This window comes from Streptomyces sp. ISL-100, assembly GCF_018614615.1.
Taxonomy (GTDB): Bacteria; Actinomycetota; Actinomycetes; order Streptomycetales; family Streptomycetaceae; genus Streptomyces.
Genome location: NZ_JAGGOK010000012.1, coordinates 86,724 through 106,733, shown reverse-complemented (window position 1 = coordinate 106,733; position 20,010 = coordinate 86,724). Strand labels below are relative to the sequence as shown.

Annotated in this window: 19 protein-coding genes and 1 pseudogene; 13 read left to right on the top strand and 7 right to left on the bottom strand. The window is 68.2% G+C overall.

From position 1 onward, the window contains the following. Nucleotides 1-97 precede the first annotated feature (97 nt). Both J7E89_RS07535 and J7E89_RS07530 read left to right on the top strand, forming a co-directional pair. Nucleotides 98-280: pseudogene (locus J7E89_RS07535) on the top strand (GntP family permease); the annotation flags it as partial. Nucleotides 281-493: 213 nt separating this feature from the next. Further along, nucleotides 494-817, top strand: coding sequence for a hypothetical protein (locus J7E89_RS07530; protein ID WP_251060219.1), 324 nt, complete (start codon nucleotides 494-496; stop codon nucleotides 815-817). Between the two features lie 231 nt (nucleotides 818-1,048). Here the strand turns inward: J7E89_RS07530 and J7E89_RS07525 are convergent, their stop codons facing one another. Further along, nucleotides 1,049-2,389: a M14 family metallopeptidase gene (locus tag J7E89_RS07525; protein ID WP_214969863.1), complete on the bottom strand. Its 1,341-nt coding sequence runs from the start codon at nucleotides 2,387-2,389 to the stop codon at nucleotides 1,049-1,051. Between the two features lie 218 nt (nucleotides 2,390-2,607). Here J7E89_RS07525 and J7E89_RS07520 point away from each other — a divergent pair, with 218 nt between their 5' ends. From J7E89_RS07520 to J7E89_RS07495, 6 genes are all read left to right on the top strand, one after another. Then, nucleotides 2,608-3,915 carry an Nramp family divalent metal transporter gene (locus J7E89_RS07520; RefSeq protein ID WP_214969860.1) on the top strand — a complete coding sequence of 436 codons (1,308 nt, stop codon included), beginning with the start codon at nucleotides 2,608-2,610 and terminating at the stop codon, nucleotides 3,913-3,915. Between the two features lie 204 nt (nucleotides 3,916-4,119). Further along, nucleotides 4,120-4,542, top strand: coding sequence for a hypothetical protein (locus J7E89_RS07515; RefSeq protein ID WP_214969857.1), 423 nt, complete (start codon nucleotides 4,120-4,122; stop codon nucleotides 4,540-4,542). Nucleotides 4,543-4,547: 5 nt separating this feature from the next. Continuing rightward, the gene (locus J7E89_RS07510) at nucleotides 4,548-6,332 is read left to right on the top strand and encodes an alpha/beta hydrolase (protein WP_251060251.1); all 1,785 of its coding nucleotides are present in this window, start codon (nucleotides 4,548-4,550) and stop codon (nucleotides 6,330-6,332) included. A 98-nt stretch (nucleotides 6,333-6,430) separates the two neighbouring features. Then, complete coding sequence (locus tag J7E89_RS07505; RefSeq protein ID WP_251060218.1) at nucleotides 6,431-6,910, top strand: hypothetical protein; 480 nt, start codon at nucleotides 6,431-6,433, stop codon at nucleotides 6,908-6,910. 61 nt (nucleotides 6,911-6,971) lie between these two features. Next, on the top strand, nucleotides 6,972-7,406 hold the full coding sequence (locus J7E89_RS07500) for a hypothetical protein (RefSeq protein WP_214969841.1): 435 nt from the start codon (nucleotides 6,972-6,974) through the stop codon (nucleotides 7,404-7,406). 102 nt (nucleotides 7,407-7,508) lie between these two features. Continuing rightward, nucleotides 7,509-8,705: a S8 family serine peptidase gene (locus J7E89_RS07495; RefSeq protein ID WP_251060217.1), complete on the top strand. Its 1,197-nt coding sequence runs from the start codon at nucleotides 7,509-7,511 to the stop codon at nucleotides 8,703-8,705. 134 nt (nucleotides 8,706-8,839) lie between these two features. Here the strand turns inward: J7E89_RS07495 and J7E89_RS07490 are convergent, their stop codons facing one another. Continuing rightward, the gene (locus J7E89_RS07490) at nucleotides 8,840-9,154 is read right to left on the bottom strand and encodes a hypothetical protein (RefSeq protein WP_214969839.1); all 315 of its coding nucleotides are present in this window, start codon (nucleotides 9,152-9,154) and stop codon (nucleotides 8,840-8,842) included. Between the two features lie 132 nt (nucleotides 9,155-9,286). Between J7E89_RS07490 and J7E89_RS07485 the strand changes: the two genes are divergently transcribed. After that, nucleotides 9,287-9,496: a hypothetical protein gene (locus J7E89_RS07485; RefSeq protein ID WP_214969836.1), complete on the top strand. Its 210-nt coding sequence runs from the start codon at nucleotides 9,287-9,289 to the stop codon at nucleotides 9,494-9,496. A 112-nt stretch (nucleotides 9,497-9,608) separates the two neighbouring features. Here J7E89_RS07485 and J7E89_RS07480 read toward each other — a convergent pair whose 3' ends face one another. The 4 genes from J7E89_RS07480 to J7E89_RS07465 form a co-directional block, all read right to left on the bottom strand. After that, nucleotides 9,609-9,917 carry an ATP-binding protein gene (locus J7E89_RS07480; RefSeq protein WP_374196795.1) on the bottom strand — a complete coding sequence of 103 codons (309 nt, stop codon included), beginning with the start codon at nucleotides 9,915-9,917 and terminating at the stop codon, nucleotides 9,609-9,611. 69 nt (nucleotides 9,918-9,986) lie between these two features. Then, the gene (locus J7E89_RS07475; RefSeq protein WP_251060249.1) at nucleotides 9,987-11,642 is read right to left on the bottom strand and encodes a chitinase; all 1,656 of its coding nucleotides are present in this window, start codon (nucleotides 11,640-11,642) and stop codon (nucleotides 9,987-9,989) included. A 115-nt stretch (nucleotides 11,643-11,757) separates the two neighbouring features. Beyond that, a complete protein-coding gene (locus J7E89_RS07470; protein ID WP_214969830.1) occupies nucleotides 11,758-12,900 on the bottom strand; it encodes a DUF1152 domain-containing protein in 1,143 nt (380 codons plus the stop codon). A 101-nt stretch (nucleotides 12,901-13,001) separates the two neighbouring features. Then, complete coding sequence (locus J7E89_RS07465) at nucleotides 13,002-14,447, bottom strand: coproporphyrinogen-III oxidase family protein (RefSeq protein ID WP_214969828.1); 1,446 nt, start codon at nucleotides 14,445-14,447, stop codon at nucleotides 13,002-13,004. Nucleotides 14,448-14,754: 307 nt separating this feature from the next. On the opposite strand from J7E89_RS07465, the gene J7E89_RS07460 reads away from it, so the two are divergent. From J7E89_RS07460 to J7E89_RS07445, 4 genes are all read left to right on the top strand, one after another. Next, nucleotides 14,755-16,032, top strand: coding sequence for an ATP-grasp domain-containing protein (locus tag J7E89_RS07460; RefSeq protein WP_214969811.1), 1,278 nt, complete (start codon nucleotides 14,755-14,757; stop codon nucleotides 16,030-16,032). Nucleotides 16,033-16,037: 5 nt separating this feature from the next. Further along, nucleotides 16,038-17,339 carry an acetyl-CoA carboxylase biotin carboxylase subunit family protein gene (locus tag J7E89_RS07455; protein ID WP_214969797.1) on the top strand — a complete coding sequence of 434 codons (1,302 nt, stop codon included), beginning with the start codon at nucleotides 16,038-16,040 and terminating at the stop codon, nucleotides 17,337-17,339. 68 nt (nucleotides 17,340-17,407) lie between these two features. Continuing rightward, on the top strand, nucleotides 17,408-18,610 hold the full coding sequence (locus tag J7E89_RS07450; protein WP_308315371.1) for an MFS transporter: 1,203 nt from the start codon (nucleotides 17,408-17,410) through the stop codon (nucleotides 18,608-18,610). Then, nucleotides 18,607-19,614 (top strand): GNAT family N-acetyltransferase, encoded by a 1,008-nt coding sequence (locus J7E89_RS07445; protein ID WP_214969793.1) that lies wholly within the window; start codon nucleotides 18,607-18,609, stop codon nucleotides 19,612-19,614. The genes J7E89_RS07450 and J7E89_RS07445 overlap by 4 nt, the downstream gene beginning before the upstream one ends. Here J7E89_RS07445 and J7E89_RS07440 read toward each other — a convergent pair. After that, on the bottom strand, nucleotides 19,585-19,986 hold the full coding sequence (locus J7E89_RS07440; protein ID WP_214969790.1) for an ATP-binding protein: 402 nt from the start codon (nucleotides 19,984-19,986) through the stop codon (nucleotides 19,585-19,587). The two genes, J7E89_RS07445 and J7E89_RS07440, sit on opposite strands and share 30 nt — an antisense overlap. Nucleotides 19,987-20,010: the final 24 nt, after the last annotated feature.

Genomic DNA, 20,010 nt, shown 5'->3' with positions numbered 1-20,010 from the left:
CTCCCCGGAGCGATCCAGGGGAGAGTCTCCCGCTCACCGGCGGGAGAGAGCTCCAAAACGCGTACTTCGAGGCCCTTCTGGCGCATGGGGCACAGGGGTAGTCATGGCCATCTCGGCCGGTTCGATCTTCGCCTCGCACGTCAACGACGGCGGGTTCTGGATCGCGGCGAAGTGCTTCGGGATCTCCGAGCGGGACACGCTGAAGTCCTGGACGGTCCTGGAGTCGGTCCTCTCGGTCGCGGGCTTCGCGGTCGCGGCGGTCCTGAGCCTGGTGATCTAGCCGTACGGTACGAGTGCAGAGGGCGTCCCGGGACCCGTCCGTCCCGGGGCGCCTTCTCGCCTGTCGGCGATACTGGGCCCCGGAAAACGAGAGCCGAGGAGGCCGACCTCAGTGGACCCCCAGCAGCCGCAGCCGCAGTACCACCCTCAGCCGCAGCAAGGCTTCGGCCCGCCGCCCCCAGCTTTCGCTCCCGCGCCTGTGCAAGCGCCGCCCATGCCCTTCCCCGCGCCCGCGCCCGTGCCGGTGCCCGCCGGCCCCGACTTTCTGGCTGCGGATCGGCGTAACGCTGTCGTGGTCGACGCCGAAGGCGTGTCGCTGGAATGCAACGGCGCCAGTCTGGACTTCCCCTGGCGCGACATCCAGACCGTGCACTACAAGGCCGGCCCCGGGGGTGAGGTCCTCATGGTGGCCGTGGTGCTGCCCGACGGACGGTTCTTCGAGGGCGTGGTCGCTGCCCGCAACCAGGCGAAGCTCCAGGAGTGGTTCGCGGAACTCGCCCCGGTGCTGGGCTTCTACCTCGCGGGCCGAGGCCACTAGGACCTGAGCGCCCACATGACGTTGATGGCGATGAGGAGTCCGACGGTGCCCAGGGTGGTGCCGGCGATGGCGGCCCACAGGCGGCCGGTGCCCTGGCGGGCGTGGTGGATGCCCACTGCGCCGAGGGTGACGGCGAGGGCTGCGACGATCCTGCGGAGCTGTTCCCCTACCCGCCCCTTGCCGTAGTGACAGTTTGCGGGGTGGGGGAACAGCCCCGTGGGGGACTGCGGCTCAGCTACCGGCGCCGCAGTACTGCTGCTCCTTGCCAATGGACCGGTACATACAGTCCGAGTTCTCCAGCAGTTGCAGCACCGCGTCCCGGTTGCGGCTGGTCTCGCGCTCGATCACCTCGTCGGGTGGGTAGAAGCCGCCGCCGGAGGAACTGCGCGGGTACATCTCGAAGGTGTAGCCGAAGATCTTCTGGCTGCCCCAGAGATAGTCGTCGATCGACCCGTCCGTGATGTAGAGGTCGCTCGACTGTTCCGGGGTGTAGCCGTTGCTCGCGGCCATCTTCTGTCCGACGGTGGCGAAGGCGTCGCGGTCGTCCTGGGTCATGCCGGGCGCCGTGTCCGCGTTGGTGTAGCCGAACGGCCAGAGCACCAGCTCGCTGTACGTGTGGAAGTCGATGCCGGCCTTGATCTGCTGCTTCCCGCCGACGATCCGCGAGCGGACGAAGTCGGCGACGACCTTCACCTCGGGGGCGGACTCGGCGGCACGGCCCCGGTACGTCTCGGAACTGAACGATCCCGAAGAGCCGCCGCAGCAGCCCCACTTGTAGTTCCAGTTGCGGTTCATGTCCGTACCGACGTACGAGGAACCGGAGTTGGGCTGCCGGTTCTTGCGCCAGCTGCGGTACGAGCCGGAGGCGATGTCGTACTCGCCACCGTCCGGGTTGAGGTCCGGCACGATCCAGATCTCGCGGTTGTTCAGGATGTTGGTGACCCGGGAGTCCGAGCCGTAGCCCGCGCCCAGCTCGCGCAGCAGGTAGAGCGCCATCTCGACGGTCAGGTGCTCGCGGGCGTGCTGGTGGTGGGTGAAGAGGACCTCGGGCTCGTTCTCGTCGGTCGCGACGTTGTCGCTGATCTTGATGGCGATGAGATCGCGGCCCTGGTACGACTTGCCGATGACGCGCTTGCTCATGAGGTTCGGGTACTGCTGGAGGCGCTGGTTGATCTCCGCGTTCATCTCGGCGTAGTTGTGATAGCGCGAGTCGGCGGGCGGGAAGTCGAACGGCTCGACGGCCGTGCCGTTGGTACGGGCGGGCGGCCCCGGCAGCGCCTTCGGCGCGTATCCGAGCGCCTTGAGCCGCCCCAGCTGCGCCGCGTTGGCGCTGACGACGACCGAGTGGTCGTCGGCCTCGTCCACCGAGACTCCGGTGGCCGCGACGGCGGTACGGGCGGCGGCGGTGGCCGGACCGTGGATCTCGTACTGCCTGATCACTTCTTCCGCTGCGGCGACCGGGGCGTTGTCCGACCCGTTCGTGGTCGCGCTCGCGGTGAGTGGCGCCGCCAGGGCGAGTGCCACGAGGGTCGCGAGGGTGGCTGACCCTCTTCCGCGTATGCGAAGTCGCATGCTGTCTCCTGGGTGGGGAGTGTGGGGGTGTGCGACGCATGTCGTGCGGCGGTGCTGGAGTGCTGGAGTGCTGGGGCACATCGTGGGCGCATGGCATGAACTGGTCAAGAGTGAGGTTCGGCCATACGGCTGGCTTCGCGTTACCCCTTGCGCGAGCACCCCCCGCCCCGCTTTGGTGATCTGGATCACCATCGGGGACAAGCGGGAGGACGCCGGAGATGACAGGCACGACAGAGAGCGGCACGGGAGAGGCCATCTCCCAGCCGCGCAAGTCCAGTTGGAAGTACATCGGCCCCGGCATCGTCGTCGCCGCGACCGGTGTCGGAGCCGGTGACCTCGTCGCGACGCTGATCGCGGGCAGCAAGTTCGGCTACACGCTCATGTGGGCCGCCGTCATCGGCTGCGTCGTCAAGATCTCCCTCGCCGAAGCCGCCGGCCGTTGGCACCTCGCCACCGGCCGCACCCTGTTCGAGGGCTGGCGCAGCCTCGGCCAGTGGACCACCGTCTACTTCGCGATCTACGTCGTCATCTGGGGCTTCATCTACGGCGCGACGGCCATGTCGTCCTCCGCCCTGCCCATCGTCGCGCTCTTCCCCGACGGGCCGGGCCTCAAGACCTGGGCGATCGTCACGGGCCTGATCGGTCTGGCCTTCGTCTGGTTCAACCAGTACGCCGTCTTCGAGAAAGTCATGACGGTGCTGGTCGGCGTGATGTTCGTGGTCGTCGTGTACGTCGCGGCCCGCGTCGGCCCGGACGTCGGCGCCTCCTTCGCCGGCCTGGTCCCGGTCCTCCCCGACGGCTCGCTCCTCTACACCCTCGGCCTGATCGGCGGCGTCGGCGGCACGATCACCATGGCGGCGTACGGCTACTGGGTGAACGCCAAGGGCTGGACCAACTCCGGCTGGATGAAGGTGATGCGCCTCGACAACCGGGTCGCGTACATCACCACCGGCATCTTCGTCGTCGCGATGCTGATCGTCGGCGCCGAGCTGCTGCACTCCTCCCAGCTCGCCCTCACCAAGGGCGACCGCGGCCTGATCGACCTCGGCAAGATCCTGGAGGACCGGTACGGCGCTGTCACCGCCAAGCTCTTCCTCGTCGGCTTCTTCGCGACGTCCTTCTCGTCCCTCATCGGGGTGTGGCACGGCGTGAGCCTGATGTTCGCCGACTTCGTCGAGCGCCTCCAGCGCGACCGCAAGGGCGCGCCGGTCGACGTCGGCACGGTGGAGGAGGTCGCGGCCGGAGTGAAGGAGCGCTCGCTGCCCTTCCGGGCGTACCTGCTGTGGCTGACGTTCCCGCCGATGGCGCTGCTGTGGCTGGACCAGCCGTTCGGCCTGGTCGTGGTGTACGGCGTACTCGGCGCGTTCTTCATGCCGTTCCTGGCGCTGACGCTGGTGTGGCTGCTCAACTCCTCCCGTACGCCGGCGGAATGGCGCAACGGCATGCTGAGCAACGTGATGCTGGTGGCGGCGGGCCTGCTGTTCATCGTGCTGTGCGTGCAGCAGCTGCGGGAGCTGCCCTGGTAGAGGCCGTTGATGCACGTACTCATTCATCGAGAGGAGAGGTGAGGCTAATCGCCCTTGTGTGCCCGGCGATTGGGCTGCTACGGCCGGGAAGCTCATCCCGAGGCTGATCCTCTTCGCAGTTGCGTACGAGGCGCGGCGGTGCGCTAGCGTCGCTCGGGTGACGCGGCGCATCCGCGTTGGGGAGATACACGGGGGGCGCAGCCCATGCCATGGGACGAGTGGGAGCAGCTCAAGGCCGAGGCGGCCGGACGGGCGGAGGCGCGCATGTCGCTGGCCTCGGCTGCACCGGGCGGTACGGGCGGTGAGGGGAAGCTGAAGCACAGCGGTGGGCCGTGGACCAGCGCATCCGGTGCTGCGGGCGGGCTCCGAACCAGCACACAGACGAGCCGCAGCCGCCTTCGCCCCGCGCACGAGGGTGTCGCGTCCGGCGCGGCGGGGCTCTCGTCCGTGGCGATACTGAACGCGGTAATGGAGTCGTGGGAGAAGCGACTGACTGCGGTGCGGGGTGAGTGCGACTACCTGGAGGGTGCGCTGCTGAAGGTCGCCAAGGAGATGGGCGAGTCCGAGACTGCGGTGAAGAGTTCCTTGAATGCCGTGAAGACGGCCATTGCGGGTGAGCGCCCGTGACCGGAATGACGCTGACGTGGCAGCGGCTGCGCGACTTGAAACGGTCGGAGTTCGAAGACGCCGGTGACGGCTGGCACGAGGTCTCCGGCAGGGCCGATGCCGACCGTGGCAAGGTCGACAGGGCCATGACGGCGAAGCTGCGCGAGACCCAGAAGAGCGATGCTGCCGAGGCAGCCCTCAAAAGGCTGGAGCGGCTGAGCCGCAATTTCCAGTACGTCCACACCGAGGCCGGACTGATCCGTACGGCCCTGAACGGCCTCGCCTCCGAACTGGCGGGCCCTCAGCAGCAGCTGAGGCAAGCCCTGGAAGACGCGCGGAACCTGAAGTTCACCGTTCACGAGGATGGCTCGGTCAGCTACCCGGCCGCGGCCGGCGAGACCCTGCTGGGGAAGAAGGAGGAGCCGGGCGGCACGGCCCCGGGAAGCGCACGGCTCCCCCTGGAGGCACCACCGCTGACCGAGAAACCCGGTCTTCCCGGCGGCGGCTTCAACCCCAACCCGAACGCGGCCAAGGCACAGGCCATCGCGGACCGGATCGCGCGGGCGGTGCGGTCCGCCGCCGACATCGACGGCCGGTACGCGCAGGCGCTGAGCAAGCTCAAGGCAGCCGGCGGACTCGATGTCACCAGGGCGACGTTGGAAGACGTCTTCCGCGACACGGATGCGGTACGCACAGTCGCGGGCCGGTACCTGGGCGACGGCATCCCGGAGGACAAGTCCCCCGCCGAGCGCAAGAAGTGGTGGGACGGCCTGACCGACGAACAGCGGCAGGAATACGTGACGGTTGTCCCGGACCTCGTCGGCGGCCTCGACGGAATTCCGTCCGCGGTACGGGACGAAGCGAACCGGAACCACCTGCCGGTGCTCATCGACAAACTGGAGAGCCAGGGCGGCGACGACGCCCAGACCAAGCTGGCCGCACTGCGTGGCATCGAAGCGAAGCTGAACGAGCCCTCCAAGGTGCCGATGTACTTGCTGGGCATCGGGGACGAGGGCAATGGTCGCGCCATTGTGGCGTACGGCAATCCGGACACCTCGCGGAACGTATCGGCGTATGTGCCGGGGCTGGGGACCAAGCTGGACGGGGAATTCGTCGATGACACCTTGAAGCGGGGTCTGGACACCGCGAAGGGTGCACAAAAGTACGACGAGTCCAGTGCGGCGATTGTCTGGCTCGGCTACGACGCTCCGAATTTCGCGACGGTCGTAAGCACGAGCAACGCCGAGGAAGGTGCCCCGGCCTACAACCAGTTCATGGCCGGACTGGGCGCCACCAACGAGCACAAGGACCCGCACCTGACAGCGATCGGCCACTCTTACGGATCGCTCGCGGTCGGTACGGCTGCCCAGCAGGACGGCGGCATTCCGGGAGCTGACGACATCATCCTGCTCGGTAGTCCCGGCACTGGCGTTGACAGGGCAGAGGACCTCGGCGTCGGCAAGGACCACGTCTTCGTCGGAGCGGCCGACAACGATCCGGTGACCAAGCTCCCCTCAGGACAACAAAGTGGCGTTGGGTTGGTGGCTGCGTGGCCACTGGGCGGTTATATCGCCGGCGATATCGCTGACCAGGGTGACGATGACCTCTACTTTGGCAAGGACCCAGCCAGCGTGGCCTTTGGCGCCCGACGTTTCGAGGTGGACGACGGACCCCGCCCCATCCTTGAATTGGGCGGATTTGACGCTCACTCCAATTATTTCAGCCCAGAGAGGGATGCGGTGTCCGCAAGGAACATTGCCAAGATCGTTGCAGGTGCGCCGGAATCAATTCTTACGGCGGAGCGGCGGTGAAGCGGAAGATGGAGAGGGCACTGCCCCTTGTTCTGGCTGGTGCGTTGCTCGCTGGATGTGGAGTTCTGAATGATACGGACAGAGGAGCCTCGACGGCGATGGATATGCAAGAAGCGGCGGAGCGTGCAGATTCCATGCTGGATGCGACACTTGATGCCATCGTGCCGGAAGTCCAGTGGGCCCACGACGACACAACGGCCGGCAGCTGCGACCTGACGCGCCGCCGGACCGTAATGACGGTCATTTCCGAGCAGCGGCGTGGGAGTTTCCTCGGTGTGATTGAGCGGTTCTGGAAGAAGAGCGGCTACGTGATCACTGCTGTGAATAGTGACGCGGACTATCCCGACATCTTCGCCGAGACACCTGACGGGTTCGGGATCGACCTGACGATTGGCGACAAGGGACAGGCGTACTTCGAGGTCAACACCCCGTGCGTGAAGAAGTCCAAGGTCGCCGCTCCCACAGCCAAGCCGAACGGTCCCGACTATGCGGGCGTTCCAATCCCTCGCCCCAATGTGCGCTCCGATTTCTGGTCCGCCGAGACCCCAGCTCCGCCGCGCTCCCCGAGTGCCGGCTGATGACGGGTATCGTGCGCTATGTAGGCGTTGGCCGGGCGGTTCAACGGCGAGGGGAGCGGTCGTGAGCGACCTTGAGCGTGGCGTCGGTGCGCTGAAGCGATTCCAGACGCGGGTGAGCGCGTTGCTGGCAGATTTCGAGGGCGGGGCCGGCAGTAGCACCAAGGTGGGTGAGCAGCGGGTTGCTCGGGCCTCCTTCAGCGGCCTGAACGCGAAATTCGACGAGGCCGAGTCGCTCTTCGGCCAGTACGACCGTGTTCACCAGGAGCTTGTTTCACTTTCCAAGAACCTTGGCGCCCAGATTGAGGCGTTGAGTATCGGCGTGCACGCTGCGGAGGTCGGCTTCGACAACGTGGAGGAGGACGTGCGGCGACGGTACGCGGTGATCCGGGACCGTATCGACCAGGAGCACGCGGCGCAGCAGGAGCGTGCGAAGAGCGGCGAACCCAAGCAGTCGGGTAACGACGACGCGCCTGCTACGAAGGGCCTGGGGCGATAACTGATGAGTCCTACAGCAATGGATTGCGTCGGTACGGCAGGAATGAGCCAGGTCAGGAAAGGCCGTGCGCCGCACGGCTTGCCGCGAGGCATGTTCTGCGCGATGGCTGTGGCCGGCGCTTGGGCGATGGTCGTCGGCGGTATGGCCCCAACCGCCGTCGCCGCGGACGCGCAGTCGAACCAGTGGTATCTGGACGCGATGCGCGCCGAGGAGATGTGGAAGGTCACCATTGGCGAAGGCATCAAGGTCGCCGTTATCGATTCCGGCGTCAATCCGTCCACGCCTTCGCTGAAGGGGCAGGTCCTGAAGGGCGTGAATGCCACTGAGGAAGCAGCGGGTGGATCGACGAACGATTACCATGGGCAAGGGACCACCACTGCCGAGTTGATCGCCGGTACGGGGAAAGGCGGTGGCCTGCGAGGTCTGGCACCAGGCGTAAAGATCATCCCTGTACGGATACCGCTCCTCAAGCACGATGACGTGCCGCGAATCAACGATCCCATGGCCCGTGCAATCCGGGCGGCGGCGGACAGTGACGCCCAGATCATCAATATTTCAGTCGGGAACGAACACACCATTGGCTTGGACACGTTCGGGCAGCACTCAGCATTGGAATACGCGGTGCACAAGGGCAAGCTGCTGATTGCGGGTGTGGGCGACACCGCTGAGAAGGGGAACAAGGCGCAGTACCCGGCCCGGTTCCCGGAAGTCGTCGGTGTTGCTTCGAGCGATCGTGGGGGCCGGGCGACCCGGCAATCCCAACACGGGAAGTATGTGGATATTTCGGCTCCCGGCGAGGACATCCCGCGCTGGTGCGACGCTGAGTTCCAGAGCTATTGCGACGATGGCGGTGGAGCTGTGGCCGCCACCGCACTCGCTTCCGCCTCTGCCGCTCTGGTCTGGTCCGTCCACCCGGAATGGACTGCGAACCAGGTCCTCCGTGTCCTCTTCGACACGGCCGACCGGGAAGGCTGGGTGGAAGGCACCCATAGCTATTACTCGGGCCATGGTGGGATCCGCCCGGGGATGAACGTCCTCGACGGCAAGGGCAACCCAGGTGCCCCGGACGCCAAGCTACTCCCCGACGAGGTGATGCCCAGCCCTTCGAGCCCGCCCACCCCCTCCGCGTCGGCCGCGTCCCAAGCCCCGAAGGCAAAGCCCGGAGGCAATGCCGTCGTGGCAGGGTCCGGCGAGAAGGCCGAGGGCGTAGGTCAGTTGGGCCTGATCATCGGAGCGGCAGCGGCGATCCTCGCGGGCGGCGCCTTTGCCGTAGCCCGCAAGCGGCACCGACGCAGTTGACCCGTGCCGGTGCCCTGCGGCGAGTTAGGCGCGGGCATCTCAGGTCATGGTTTTCGACGCACCGTGATGTGTGTGGAAGACGGTACCTGCCGATGCGTCATCGTCGATGTCGTTACTGGATGGCCGTTGCAGTACTAAAACGGCCCCATCGTCACGAGTGCCCAACGCAACCACATGGCGAACGCCAGCTGCGCCACGAGCGTCACCGTACCGAGCGCGATACCGGCCACGGCCCGCGTCCTGGCACGCGACGGAGCACAGTCGCCAGGGCCGCTGAACCGCTCCGCACGCCGTACCTGCCGCAGGGTGTACACACCGTATCCAACGGCGGCGATGCCCAGCAGGGGAACGACAAGCGAGACGGCACCCACAGCCAACGCCTTCGTGGACAGCCCCTCCACCCACGGGGTGTGCCGGAACATTCTGGTCGTCTGCGCAGCGGAACTCATGACCAAGAGGCTAGGTGGCGCCGCGGCACGCCGCGTGAGGAGGGCTACTCAGACCGGAGTGAGTAGCCGACGTGGCAGGACAGACGAGGGGCTGACGCGATCACGTGATTGCCCCTTCGAGGGAACGTGCGGATGCCAGAGCGCGTCTTTCTGGGCGTGATGGAACTCCTCGACCCTGTCGACCCTTCCGACCCCGTCGGCCCCGACGACGTTGAGACAGTGCGGCCCGGCCCGCTCTGGCACCACGCTCTGTGGGTGGCGGGCATCATCGTCGTCGGGGTGGGCATGGGATGGGCCAGCGCCTTGATCCGTATCGGCCCCGAGTCGCCGGAGCCCGCTTGATCCTCGCGGGGCAGGGGCAGGGGCAGGGGCAGGGGCAGGGGCAGGGCAGACCACGCCCTGGGCTGCATGCTTGCTCTGACTGCCTGTCGTCCCGGCCGGCGCGACCTGTCTGCTACTGGGCGCGCAGCTCACACCAGACGGTCTTGCTGTCGGCCCCCTGCTGAATGCCCCAGCGCAGGGTGAGCGCCGCCAGCAGCGCCATCCCACGCCCGGACTCTGCGTCCTCGGCGGCCCGCAGGTGCACGGGTAGCGCACGCGGATCGGGGTCGGTGACTTCGACGCGGAGGCGGGAGCGGTCGTGGGTTCCGCTCACGCGGAGCGTGACGGGAGCGCCTTCGCCGACGTGCGCGATCACGCAAACGACGGTGGGGGCCCATCCGGGCCCGAAGGGAATCGTCGCGCGAGGGCGAAGCGTCACCAAGGCCGCTCTGCGCGATGGTCTACGGCAGCGCCGCCGGGGGAGCAGCGGCGCTGCACGGGGACTCGCCCGTTACGGCAGGTTGTGTACGTGCGGGCCCACCGCGTTCGACCAGGCGTTGCCCGCCGTCGCGTCCCAGTTCGTGGACCACGTCATGGCGCCGCGCAGGCCGGGGTAGGTCTTCGCGGGCTTGAACGATCCGCAGCCGGTCCCGCGCGTCAGGCAGTCAAGGGCGTTGTTCACGATGGACGGGGAGACGTACCCACTGCCCGCGCCCCGTGTGGACGCCGGTACGCCGATGCCGACCTGGCTCGGGGCCAGGCCGCCCTCCAGCTGGATGCAGGCGAGCGCGGTGAGGAAGTCGACGGACCCCTGCGAGTACACCTTGCCGTCGCAGCCCAGCATGGAACCGCTGTTGTAGTACTGCATGTTGACCACGGTCAGGATGTCCTTCACCGCGAGCGCCGTCTTGAAGTACTCGGTGCCGGTGGACTGCATGTCGATGGTCTGCGGCGCCATCGTGAGGACGAGCCCGGAGCCGGCCTTCGCGGACAGCTGTCGCAGCGCCTTCGTCAGGTACGTCGAGTTGATGCCGTGTTCCAGGTCGATGTCCACGCCGCTGAAGCCGTACTCCTGCATCAGGGCGTACGCGCTGTTGGCGAAGGCCGTCGCGGAGGCGTCACTGTTGATCGTGACGTTGCCCTTCTCGCCACCCACCGAAATGATCACGGACTTCCCGGCCGCCTTCTTGGCCGCTATGTCGGCCTTGAAGTCGGCGGCGTCGGCGTACCCGACGGCCGGGTCGAGGTTGAATACGATCTGGCCGGGCGTGGCGGTCGAGTCGGCGAACGAGACGGCGATGATGTCGTACTGCGCTTGTACGTCGTGCAGTTTCTGCACCGTCGCGCCGTTGTTGAAGTTCTGCCAGTAGCCGGTCAGCGCGTGCTTGGGTACGCCGGGGCCCGGGCCGGGGTCGCCGCTGCCGGGTGCCGTCCTGCCGCTGACGGTCGCGGACTTCGGGGACTCGCCCGCCGAGTTGGTCGCGGCGACCTGGAAGTCGTACGCCGTGTCCGCGGCCAGCCCCGAGACGGTCGCCGAGGTACCGGTGACGGACTGGACCTTCGTACCGCTGCGGTAGACGTTGTAACCGGTGGCGCCACTGACGCCGGACCAGGAGAGCGCGACGGACGACGACGTCGTCGCCCCGACCGTGAGCCCGGCGGGGGCTGCCGGGATGCCCGGCTCGGGGTCGGTGCCACCGCCGCCGTCGGGGCCGAAGACCGAGAGGTCGTCGACGTAATAGGCGCTCTGGCCGTACCAGCCGTGGGTGTAGACCGTCACGGACGTCGTGGACGGCCCCGCCTTGAAGCTCGTGGTGAGCTGCTTCCACCCGGAGGAGTCCGGCGTCCAGGTGGAGACGTCGGTCGTGCCGGTGCCGCTCGCGCCGAGGTAGGCGTACCCGCCCTGCACCCAGGCGCTGAGCGTGTACGTCGCACCCGGCTTCACCGTGACGGTCTGCGAGCAGCGGGCGTTGTCCTGCCCGGCAGGGGTGGCTTTGAGGGCAGCGGCGCCACCGTGGACGGGGGAAGAGACGGTGGCGCCGCTGCCTGCGGAACAGGCCCAGTTGCTGAGCCCGGACTCGAAGCCGGCGTTCTTGGCGACGTTCAGGTCGGCCGCCTGGGCGGCGGGTGCGGCCAGACCTGCGGTGACGACAACGGCCGTGGTCAGGGCGGCCGTGAGGGCGGGGAGTGATGGGCGGTCCACTTGCTGCCTCCGGTGGGGGAGTTTGGGGGAGGAGACGCTGGGACGGTGGCCACCGTTTCTTGTTGGTCGTTAAAATGGTTCAGACCAATTGAGTTGTCAAGACCTCTGGTACAGAAGGGGATTGGCGGGCGGCAAGCAGCGGGAAGTCGTACAGCTCCGGACGGTGCTCGGCGACGACCGCCCGCAGTCGCGAGCTCTGCGACCAGTGGAAGCCCAGCGCCTCGGTGGCGCAGCGGAAGGTGACGTACTCCAGGCCGGGTGGGTGGTTCCGGGCCCGGACCTCGGCGAGCCAGGTGTCGAGGTGGGGCAGGGCGTCTTCGATCCGTTCCGTGACCGGGATCTCCCGCTTGCTGAGCCGGGCCCGCTCACGCTCGCGCTCGACCTCGGAGAAGCCGTACGTGGCAATGCTGACCTTTTCGGCAGCGTCGAGGGTGTCAGGCGAGGCGTCGTACAGCGCGCGGGCGAGGGGGCTGAGCTCCAGGACCCGGTCCAGGGCGATCCGGTACACGCGAGCACTCGCCCCGGTCAGCGGAACCGATGCCCCGGTATCCCTGGTCACGCAGGCGCCCCGCAGTCCCCGGGCCGCCGCCGCCAGCAGGGCGCCGGCCTCGGAGGGATGCCAGTCGAAGAGACCCTCGGCCCATACGGTGTCCCCCGGGCCGAGGGTGAAGCAGTCGTCGCCCAGGCGCGGCAGCAGCTGCTCCTCGGGCACTTCGCCGTCGAGGCCGGGGCCGGCCAGGTACACGGTGGCCGGCACTCCGGCGGCGCGGCATGCGGCGACGGCCATGGCGTCCGGGAGCGGACTGGCGAGGGTGGGCTCGTCACCCCGGGCAACGATGTCACCGCCCACGTCCACGACCCGGACCTCGTCGGCGCCGCAGAAATCGGCCGCCTCGGCAATCTGCAGGGCCAGGCCGGGGATGCCCGCGTACGGGTCGAGCAGCCACAGCCGTACGGGAAGCTGCCCGGCGAGCCGCGGCAGGGTCGATCCGGCGGGCGGGACGGGCGCCGAGTCCGGCTCGACGACGTACACGTGCGGGGTGAGTCCGCGCAGTCCCGTGAAGTGGACGGGCCCCAGGGGGCCGGGCGTGGGATCGACGGTCAGCCGCTCCCAGGCGTAGGTGAGGACGACAGCGTCCTCGTGCGGCGCTATGGCCTTGTGGACGAGTGCGGTGCCGATGGGGTCGCCTCCCCCTCCGGCGGCTATGAGCAGTCGGGTCACCGGGGTGGTGTTTCCTTTCGTGACGGGTCAGCGACGCGCCCCGGCCCGCAGGCCGGGGCGCGACGCACGGAAGTGAAGGACTCAAACGAACTCAGGCCGGCTCAGGCCGGCTTGTCAGCCGTGGCGCGGCTCGTGATGCCGGAGATGCGCAGCGGCTCGCCCATGACCTTCTGGGCTCGCTTGTTCTGCTGGTGCAGGTTCTCGTAGTACTCACGGTCGAGGTCGACGACGTCGTCGGAGAAGAACATCCACGACAGAATGTCCCGGTACTTGAAGCCGTCCGGCGTGAGCTGGACGCGTCCGCCGGGCAGGCGCCGCAGCAGCCCCGTCTCCTCGCTCGCGGAGATGACGGGCTCGAAGAGGTGGGCCTTCTCCCGGTACCCGAATCGGTCGAGCTCGCGCAGATTGAGGTCGAACAGGTCCAGGACCAGCCGCTTGCGGATGTTCTCCTCGGGGGTGAGGACGAAGCCGGTCTGCGGGGTCAGCCGGTGACTGCGCGCCTTGTCGATGTAGTTGCCGATCTCGGCCATGCTCGGCTTGACGCTGCCCACCATGTAGTCCAGCACGCTGGAGTAGCTGCGGGCGCCGACGCCCAGGCCGAGCAGCGGTACCCCGTGGAAGGTGAGGACCTTCTGCGCGTATCCGCCCCGCCCGAGTTTCTTGTAGCGGACGTTGGACTCCTGGACGTAACCGGCCTCGCGGAATACCTGGTTCGCGTAGTCGTACCGCTTGTAGAGGTCGGGATTCCACATGTACTGGTAGGCGCCGGTCTTGGAGAACCAGGCGTCCGGCCGGACCGTCAGGAAGTACGTACTGATCGTTTCCGGGCTCAGTGCCGCGAGTTCGTCGACGGACTGGCACCAGCTTTTGTCGGTCTGCCCGGCGAAGCCCATGATGAGGTCGGTACTCAGGTCCGGGAGATTCTTCTCCCGGGTGATCTCGATGGCGCGCCGGATGACCTGCTCGTTCGCCTGGCCGCGGCCGGCTTCGCGGATCTCCTGGGGTACGAGCGACTGAATACCGACGTTCGCGCGGGTCAGGCCCATGCGAATGAGCCCTTCGAGGGTGTCGGGCTCATTGACGATGGAGTCGGGGGTGGCCTCGATCGCCACATCCTCGACGGTGCTCCGCCAGTTCGGGTAAATCTCGGTGATGGTGGAGAAGAGCTGCTCGAAGTGGCGCAGTGAGAGCAGGCTCGGAGTGCCGCCGCCGATGTAGATGGTCCGCAGCCTGCGGGCCTGGATGACCTCTGTGTGGTCGCGTAACTGCGTGCACAGGGCGTCCATGTAGGCGTCGTAGACGTCCTGGTCCTCGGATATGACGGTGTAGAGGTTGCAGAACCCGCATTTGTAGCGACAGAAGGGGACGTGCAGATAGAGGTTGAGTTCCGGTGTCTGGTGGTTCTCGAGATCCCTCGCCCAGATGTCGTCGACGTTCCACGAACTGTCCAGAGGGCGGTAGGTCGAACGTGACGGATAGGAATAGTTGAATGGCGGAATGACACCCTGCTCGATGTAGCTGCTGAGCACATTGGTGATGTCGTTCACGTAGTTCCCCTCGTCGGTGCCTGAGTGGACCACGTCAGTGAATCCGCGTACCGGCGAGTACCAGAGGGTCGGGAACCACCAATTCTCCACTCTTGTCGGCGCGCAACCCTGTGCGGACCTCCGAAATTGCGGCAAACCGCGAACACCGGGCGGCCCTATCCACTATGTTCCGCCGCCTCCCCCCCCACTTGGGCGTAGCTACAAAACAACTGGGCTGATCGGGCCGCGCTTTGGACTTCGCGCTGATGGCCTCACCGACGAGCGTGCTGTCTACTGTTCGCCACTAACTGAACGGGGGCGGCAGCACGTGAAAAAGGTCCTGCTCATAGAGGCATTGGCCAACTCCGGCTCGTATTTGGTCGAAGCCGCGAACGGTCTGGGGATCGAGGCGTTCGTCGCAACGCACGAGGACGTCTACGGCACTTACCCGCAGGCGCTGCGGCGCGGATTGCGCGGCGCCGTGTTCACCGACCTCGCCGACTCGCAGCGCGCGCTCAAGGACATGGAGGCGTTCTGTCGCGCGGAGGGCATCAACGGTGTGGCGGGGTGCTGGGAGTTCTTCACTCCCCTGGTCGCGCAGTTGGCCGCGCGGTTGGGGCTCCCCGGGAACGTACCGGAGCTGGCGGCCGCCGGCCGGAACAAGGCCGCCATGGCCGAGGCGTTCCGCGCGGGCGGCGTGCCCGCCCCGGCGACGGTGATCGCCCGTACGTGGGCGGAGGCGGTCGACAGGATCGCGTTGGCTGGCATGGGATACCCACTGGTGGTCAAGCCCGCGGAGCAGGGCGGCTCCTGGGGCGTTTCGGTGGTCGGCTCGGCGGCCGGGCTGGCGGAGGCGGTACGGGAGGCCCAGGCCTGGCCGGCGGCCGAGCCGCACCAGGTGAAGCTCGACCAGCGGGTCGTCGTACAGGAGTACGTGAGCGGCGCCGAGTACAGCATCGACACCATCGCCTCGAAGGGCAGCTTCTTCCACATGCCGGTGGTGGAGAAGCACACCACGGGCGGGTCCTTCCGCGCCGAACTGGGGCACACCGCGCCGGCGCCCCTCCACCGTGACCTGCTGCCACGTGTCCATGCCGTGACCGAGCGGGCGTTGACCGCCCTGGGCATACGCGACGGTGTGGCGCACACCGAAGTCAAGATCGCGTCCCATGAATCCGACCCGGTGGTGCTGGAGGTCGGCGCCCGGCTGCCCGGCGACAATCTCGTCGACGTCGTACGCCACGCCTGCGGCGTCGACGAGGCACGCGCGTACCTCCAGGCCGTGCTCGGCGAGCGCCCCGACACCACGGCCACCCGTGAGCGTGCGTGCGCGATTCGCTTTCTGACGCCTCCCCGCGCCGGAATCTTCCGGGGCGTGCGGGTCCGGGGCCCGCAGGAGGAAGGCGTGGAGCGCCACATCTCCGTGGAGCCGGGTACGCCCGTGCGCGACGCCCGCGACAACTCCGCCCGCGTCGGACATCTCCTCGTCACCGCCGAGACTCCGGCACAGGCGAACGCCGCCGCCGCGACCGCCCTCGCCGGCACATCTGTCGAAGTTGAAGTCGAAGTCGAAGAAGAACCCGAAGTCGAAGCCGAAGTGAGCTGATACCAATGCGGCGACGCATCGCCTTTCTGCGGTCCGTGGACATCCAGCGGGCCGACCCCTACATCCACGGCATCGCCGGCGTGCTGCGCGCCCACGGCGCGGAGGCGAGACTGTTCTACACGCACGGCACCTGCGCCCCCGGGGAATTCCCGGGGAGCGCGGAGAAGGTGGACGCTTCGGCGACGCCGGACGAGATCGTCGAGCGGTTACGCCGCTGGGGCGCCGACGGCGCGATCTCCATCTCCCTGCCGGACGAGAACGCGCTCCGGGACTCCGTGATCAAGGACAAGCTGGCGGCGTACGGCATTCCGACGGTGATGACGCCACCGGCTGCCACGCGGGTGCTGTGTGACAAGTGGGAGACCAAGCGCCTCCTCACGGAGCACGGACTGACCACCCCGCCAGGCGTCCTGGTCGACGGGGACCTGCTCAACGGCCGTGGCCTGCCGGTCCCGGCGTACGCGGACAGCATCCGCCTTGCCGCCCGGGACGTCGGCTATCCGCTCGTGTCGAAGCCGCTGTGGGACAGCACCAGCATGGGCATCCGCTTCATCGGCAGCCCCGATGCTCTTGACGACCACCTCCTCGACGCGCCGAGCGGCAACGTGCTGCTCGAACGGTGCGTTGTCGGGGAGCTGTGCACGGTGGACATCGTCGGCGCGGAGGGCGAGTACCGCGTACAGCCTCTGTGCTGGACGGGTACGGCCGGCGGCCCGCCGGCCTTCACCTTCGCCGACCTGCGGTACTGCGGGCCGCGCGAAAGGCCCGACGCCGACTTCCGGCCGGTGGCGGAGCGCCTGAAGAGTATGTGCGCGGCGCTGGGTGTGCAGGGCTCCGTCAACGTCGACATGATCTACAGCGACGGCGTCTATCACGTGCTGGAGGTCAACCCACGGATCGGCGGGGCAACGACACTGTCCGTCGCGGCCTCGGGGCACAACACGTTCGAGTCGCTGGTGCACATGCTTCTGGGTGAGTGGCCACGGCCGGACGCAGTGGGTGAGCGCCCCGGTCGCTGGGCGCTGGAGTGCCTGATCAGCAACCCCACGCCGGAGCTCGTGTCGCAGCTTCGGTCCCGGGTCGACCTGGTGACCGCGCACGACCTGATCATCGACGGCGAGAACCACGGCGGCATCATGACCTTCACATGCCCGCGTGGTGACGAGGCCCGCGTGACGAAGGAACTGGGGGAACTCGCCGCCGCTACCGGCTTCATCGCTCCGGAGATGCTGGAGAAGATCCGCAATCTGCTCGCGCCGGCAGGGTCGGCGGCCTTGGAAGTCCCAACAGCCCCGCCGGCCCGGTGACCGGCGCCACGAAAACGCGCCCGGGCAGCCGTATCAGCAGGGCGGCACACGCCTGGGGGCTCCCCGACGTGTCCGGCGCGGGAAGATTCGTCGCCGCGAACGTCGTGGACAGCCTCGGCACCGGGCTCGTACTCGCCTTCACCGTCGTGTACTTCGTCAGCACCACGCCACTGTCCCTGGCGGTGATCGGCGCCGCGCTGACGACCGGCCATCTGCTGGCGTTACCCGCGCCGGCACTGGCCGGCGTACTGATGGACCGGTACGGGCCCCGCGCCGTCGTCGTATCCGCGAATCTTGTCTCGGCCGCCGGATTCGCCGGGGCCCTGTTCGCGGACAGTGCGTGGCACGTGGGCGCCGTGTACGCGGCGATCCAGACCGGCATCAACCTGTACTGGACGGCGAGCCGTTCGCTCGTGGCGCTGGCCGCCGCGCCCGATCAGCAGCGTCTGTGGTTCGGCTTCCTCGGCGCGCTGCGCAACGTGGGGCTGGGCGCTGGGGCCGCGGTCGCGTCGGTGGTCCTGGCGGCGGCGGGGAGCGGAGGGCTCCGCGTGCTCGTCGCCGTGAACGCGGTGACGTTCGTGTGCGCGGCCTTCCTCTTCGGTACGTGGCGGCCGGCGGGGAGGGGTGGGGACGCGGAGGCGGGGGCGCCGGAGCCCAAGGACTCTCCCAGCACCGGCGGGAGCTGGCGCGACGTACTACGGGACCGCCGCTATCTGCTGCTGGTGGCAACCAACCTCGCCTTCGTCTTCGCGCAGATGGTGCCGTCCGTACTGCTGGCCGTCTACATCACCGAGAGCCTGCACGCAGGAGCGTGGATCGCCGGCGCTCTGCTCGTGGTCAACACCGCCGCAGTTGCCCTGACGTCCACCCTGGTCACCAGGCGCGCGCAGCGGTACGCGCCGCACCGCGTCATCGCCGTGGCGTTCGCGCTGAGCGGCGGGTCCTTCGTGCTGTTCGCCGCGCTGACGGGCGCACCGGGGCGGCTGGTGGCCGCCGGCCTCCTCCTGGCGGTCCTGGTCTTCACCCTGGGCGAGATCCTGTGCTCGCCCGCGCTGAACGAACTCAGCGTCACCCTGGCGCCTGCCCGCCTCCAGGGCCGCCACCAGGCTGCCTTCCAGTTCTCCTGGTCGGCGGGGAGCGCCGTGGCGCCGGTCCTGTTCACCGCGCTGCTGGACTGGCACGTGGCACTGCCGTGGGTGTTCCTGGCGCTGGTGAGCGTGCTGGCCGTACCCGCCGCAGTCACCCTGAAAGGCAGGAAGCCCGCATCGTGAGACTGTCCTTTTCCCCCAGCCTTGCCGCTGTGCCGCGCGAAGAGTGGGACGCCCTCGCCGGCTCGGTGGGGCTCTACCTCAGCCACCGTTGGCTCACCGCGCAGGAGAGCGACCCGACCGCGCAGCCCCGTTACGCGCTCGTTCACGACGACGCGGGCCGCCTGGTCGCGGCGACACCTCTGTACGTCGTCCACTGCGAGCCCAACGCCCTCTACCGCGTGGCCGAACTCGTCCCCGGCGCCGCACCCGAGCGGCGGGTTGTGGTGGCGGGCGCCCGGCGCGGATACCTCAACGCACCACTGCTGCACCCCTCGCTCGCCGCGGGTGAGCGGCGGCGCTGCCTGGAACTCCTGCTGGAAGCCGCGCGTACGCTCGGAGCGCGCCACGAGGCACAACCCTGGTGGCTGTACGTGAAGGACTCCGCCGCCAAGGAACTGGCGGACGTCTGCGGCACGGACCCCGTACACCTCCAGCAGGATGCCGCCATCCCGCTGCCGGGTTCGTCCTTCGACGACTACCTGGGCACCCTGCCTTCGAAGCGCCGCGTAGTCATCCGGCGAGAGCGGCGCGCGTTTCAGGAGGCGGGTTACGAGGTCCGGGAGCTCAGGCTGTCGGAGTGCGCCGACCGGGCGGGCGAACTGCTGGCCGGACTCCAGGACCGGCACGGCCACGGCTCGGAACCTGCGGCCATGGCCGGCCTTCTTCGCCAACAGGCGGACGGAATGGGCGACTCCGGGACGGTGCTCGGCTGCTTCCTGGGGGGCACGATGGTCGGCTTCAGCTTGTTCTACCGCTTCGGCGGCACGGTGTGGGTACGCGCACTCGGCTTCGACTACCCGCGGCTGCGCGGCGCCCAGGAGTACTTCAGCCTCGCCTACTACCTCCCCATCGAACACGCCTACCGGAGCGGTGAGACGGAACTGCACCTGGGGATGGACTCGATCCGCGCCAAGACGCTGCGTGGCGCCGAGGTCTCACCACTCTGGGCGATCGCCAACGGATGACAACTCACACCAGACGGTCTTGCTGTCGGCCCCCTGCCGAATCCCCCAGCGAAGGGCAACGGCGGCCAGCAGAGCCATTCCGCGCCCGGACTCGGCGTCGGCGGCGGCTTTGAGGTGCACGGGCAGGGCACGGGGGTCGGGGTCGGTGACTTCGACGCGGGTGGTGCGGCGGTCGCGGGTCTCGCTCACACGGAGGGTTACGGGAGTGCCTTCGCCGACGTGCGTGATCACGTTGGTGAGCAGCTCACTGACGCAGAGCTGCACGTCGGCACAGGGCGCGCCGAGGTGCTCGCGCACGGCGCGACGCGCTTCGGGAACGGCCTTGGGGAGGGCGAGCAATTCGAGGTGGAGGAGGAGCGCGGGGGTGACCATGGCGGTACGCCTTTCAGTGCTCTG

Coding starts and splice junctions, on each gene's coding strand:
- J7E89_RS07505 (WP_251060218.1), top strand. CDS start 6,431: ATGGATATGCAAGAAGCGGCGGAGCGTGCAGATTCCATGCTGGATGCG.
- J7E89_RS07490 (WP_214969839.1), bottom strand. CDS start 9,154: ATGAGTTCCGCTGCGCAGACGACCAGAATGTTCCGGCACACCCCGTGG.
- J7E89_RS07510 (WP_251060251.1), top strand. CDS start 4,548: ATGACGCTGACGTGGCAGCGGCTGCGCGACTTGAAACGGTCGGAGTTC.
- J7E89_RS07530 (WP_251060219.1), top strand. CDS start 494: ATGCCCTTCCCCGCGCCCGCGCCCGTGCCGGTGCCCGCCGGCCCCGAC.
- J7E89_RS07520 (WP_214969860.1), top strand. CDS start 2,608: ATGACAGGCACGACAGAGAGCGGCACGGGAGAGGCCATCTCCCAGCCG.
- J7E89_RS07440 (WP_214969790.1), bottom strand. CDS start 19,986: ATGGTCACCCCCGCGCTCCTCCTCCACCTCGAATTGCTCGCCCTCCCC.
- J7E89_RS07485 (WP_214969836.1), top strand. CDS start 9,287: ATGCCAGAGCGCGTCTTTCTGGGCGTGATGGAACTCCTCGACCCTGTC.
- J7E89_RS07455 (WP_214969797.1), top strand. CDS start 16,038: ATGCGGCGACGCATCGCCTTTCTGCGGTCCGTGGACATCCAGCGGGCC.
- J7E89_RS07525 (WP_214969863.1), bottom strand. CDS start 2,389: ATGCGACTTCGCATACGCGGAAGAGGGTCAGCCACCCTCGCGACCCTC.
- J7E89_RS07495 (WP_251060217.1), top strand. CDS start 7,509: ATGGCTGTGGCCGGCGCTTGGGCGATGGTCGTCGGCGGTATGGCCCCA.
- J7E89_RS07515 (WP_214969857.1), top strand. CDS start 4,120: ATGCCATGGGACGAGTGGGAGCAGCTCAAGGCCGAGGCGGCCGGACGG.